5 protein-coding genes are annotated in these 1,946 nt (G+C 60.3%); 2 read left to right on the forward strand and 3 right to left on the reverse strand.

What is annotated here, in order from left to right; all coding sequences use genetic code 11:
- The coding region (locus ACOI1H_RS25195) for a hypothetical protein (protein ID WP_422441024.1) at window positions 1-224 on the forward strand (224 nt) is incomplete at its 5' end.
- 2 nt (window positions 225-226) lie between these two features.
- The gene (cueR, locus tag ACOI1H_RS25200; RefSeq protein WP_422441025.1) at window positions 227-610 is read left to right on the forward strand and encodes a Cu(I)-responsive transcriptional regulator; all 384 of its coding nucleotides are present in this window, start codon (window positions 227-229) and stop codon (window positions 608-610) included.
- 206 nt (window positions 611-816) lie between these two features.
- Here cueR and ACOI1H_RS25205 read toward each other — a convergent pair whose 3' ends face one another.
- From ACOI1H_RS25205 to ACOI1H_RS25215, 3 genes are read right to left on the reverse strand one after another with little or no spacing between them, the layout of a single operon-like run.
- A complete protein-coding gene (locus tag ACOI1H_RS25205; RefSeq protein WP_422441027.1) occupies window positions 817-1,299 on the reverse strand; it encodes a c-type cytochrome in 483 nt (160 codons plus the stop codon).
- Window positions 1,296-1,427 carry a hypothetical protein gene (locus ACOI1H_RS25210; RefSeq protein WP_422441029.1) on the reverse strand — a complete coding sequence of 44 codons (132 nt, stop codon included), beginning with the start codon at window positions 1,425-1,427 and terminating at the stop codon, window positions 1,296-1,298. The genes ACOI1H_RS25205 and ACOI1H_RS25210 overlap by 4 nt, the downstream gene beginning before the upstream one ends.
- A gap of 7 nt (window positions 1,428-1,434) precedes the next feature.
- On the reverse strand, window positions 1,435-1,935 hold the full coding sequence (locus ACOI1H_RS25215; protein ID WP_422441031.1) for a DUF411 domain-containing protein: 501 nt from the start codon (window positions 1,933-1,935) through the stop codon (window positions 1,435-1,437).
- Between the last annotated feature and the right edge of the window lie 11 nt (window positions 1,936-1,946).

Consider the following 1,946-nt stretch of genomic DNA (forward strand, 5'->3'; position numbering starts at 1 on the left):
CCTTCGGCTATAACGTCGCGCTGATCCCAGTGGCGGCGGGCATCCTGTATCCAATCTTCGGGCTTTTGCTGTCGCCGGTGCTGGCCGCGGGCGCGATGGCACTCAGCTCGAGCTTCGTGTTGAGCAATGCGCTGCGCCTGCGCCGGGTCCGACCCGCCATGAACGAGGCAACCCCTGCACAGCCAGTCGCACCTTTCACCCGACCCAGCCAAATAAGGACCTGATCATGAATATCGGAGACGTCGCCACCCATGCGGGGCTGCCCGCGAAAACCATTCGCTATTACGAAGATATCGGCCTTGTGCAGCCCCAGCGCAGTGCCAACGGCTATCGCAGCTTTCGGCAAAGTGACGTCCACAAGCTGGCGTTTCTGGGCAGGGCGCGGGCCCTGGGCTTTACCATCGAAGATTGCCGCAGCCTGCTGAAGCTTTATGCCGACACCGACCGCGCCAGCGCCGAGGTCAAACATATTGCGCTGGAACACCTTGGGCGTATCGACTGCAAGATCGCAGAACTGACCGAGATGCGCGCCACCCTTGGGCATCTTGTCGAGTCCTGCGCCGGCGATCACCGCCCTGATTGCCCGATCCTTGCCGACCTAGCGATTTAGTTTCCTCTAAAGACTGACGTTCGGGGGACCGCTAAGTTTTCCGAGAAACGGCTGCACGATGCCTGTAAACGTCAGAATGACAGCGCCGTGCAGCGGCACCTGGCCAGAACATGCGTCGCGGCCAGACCCCCCTTGCGACCGGTCAGATCACCGGTCGCCGCGATCATCAACGATTTCCTCCATGCACCGGCCCGGCAACCTTCAGGCTATGACCCTTGCTCATCATTGGCCGTGACTTCAGCTTGAAAGTCACCTTGGCGGTCTGGCCACGTGCTTTTAATGTAATCAAGCACGGCAGTGATCTCGGTATCACTCAGGATATTGCCGAAGGCCGGCATGTCACTTTCGTAACCAGGCACAACGGCGCTGAGGCCCAGTTTGGTGATGGTAAAGAGGTCGCTGTCGGCGTGGTGCCAGGTGTGACCACTTTCGTCATGCGGCGGGGCGGGCATCCGGCCGTTTTCCAATCGCCGACGCCAGTCGGGCTGACCTTCCAGTTTAGCACCGTGGCAAGAGGCGCAGTTTGCGGCGTAGATATCCTTGCCTTGCGTGAGCGTCGCCACGCTTGCTTCTGCTTCGGGGGCCGCAAGCGCGTCAGGTGTGGCATCGCCAGAAGTCTGTGCCCATGCCGCGACGGCGACGAACGCGACAGCGGTTCCGACCGTGCTTAAAAGATAAATCCGGTTCATACGGGCCTCCTGAGATATTTGGCCAGCGCCAGGAGGCTGAGACCCAATAAAGCGATGACAAGGAGCAGCATAATGCCGCCCCCTGCCATCATGACCCCGGCCATCGGTCCGGACATCATGTCCGCCATCGGACATTCATTCATTGGCATAAACAGAGACCCCATCCTTACCGAAGGCAAAGGTTTTCAGCGGGCCGTTCTTTCCCGCCATGCCCGGGGCGTTCTGGGGCATGCCCGGCAAGGTGATACCGATGATCTCCGGGCGCTCCGTGGTAAGCCGGTCAACGATTTCGGCAGGCACGAGACCGGAGACGTAGTAGCCGTCAACCTGTGCCAGGTGGCAGCCCAAGCCGGCCTCCGGCACGCCCACCTCAATAGATCGCTTGTCGAAATCCCTGTCGTCGATGCGGGTCACGACATAGCCGTTTTCCTCCATGTAATCGGCGTAGGCGTCACAGCACCCGCAGTTTGGATCGCGCCAGATCGTCATTTGACGGTTGGCTGGCACGGCGTCAGACGTGGATGCGGTTGCGACAGCAGTGCTACTTTCCTGCGCGGTCAGGGTAGTCACGCCCAGCCCGGCAACAGCAACGGCGGCAACGGAGAGGGCAGAGCCGAGAACAAATCTGCGGTTCATATCAATTTTCC

The organism is Loktanella sp. DJP18, assembly GCF_049310965.1.
Lineage (GTDB): Bacteria > Pseudomonadota > Alphaproteobacteria > Rhodobacterales > Rhodobacteraceae > Loktanella.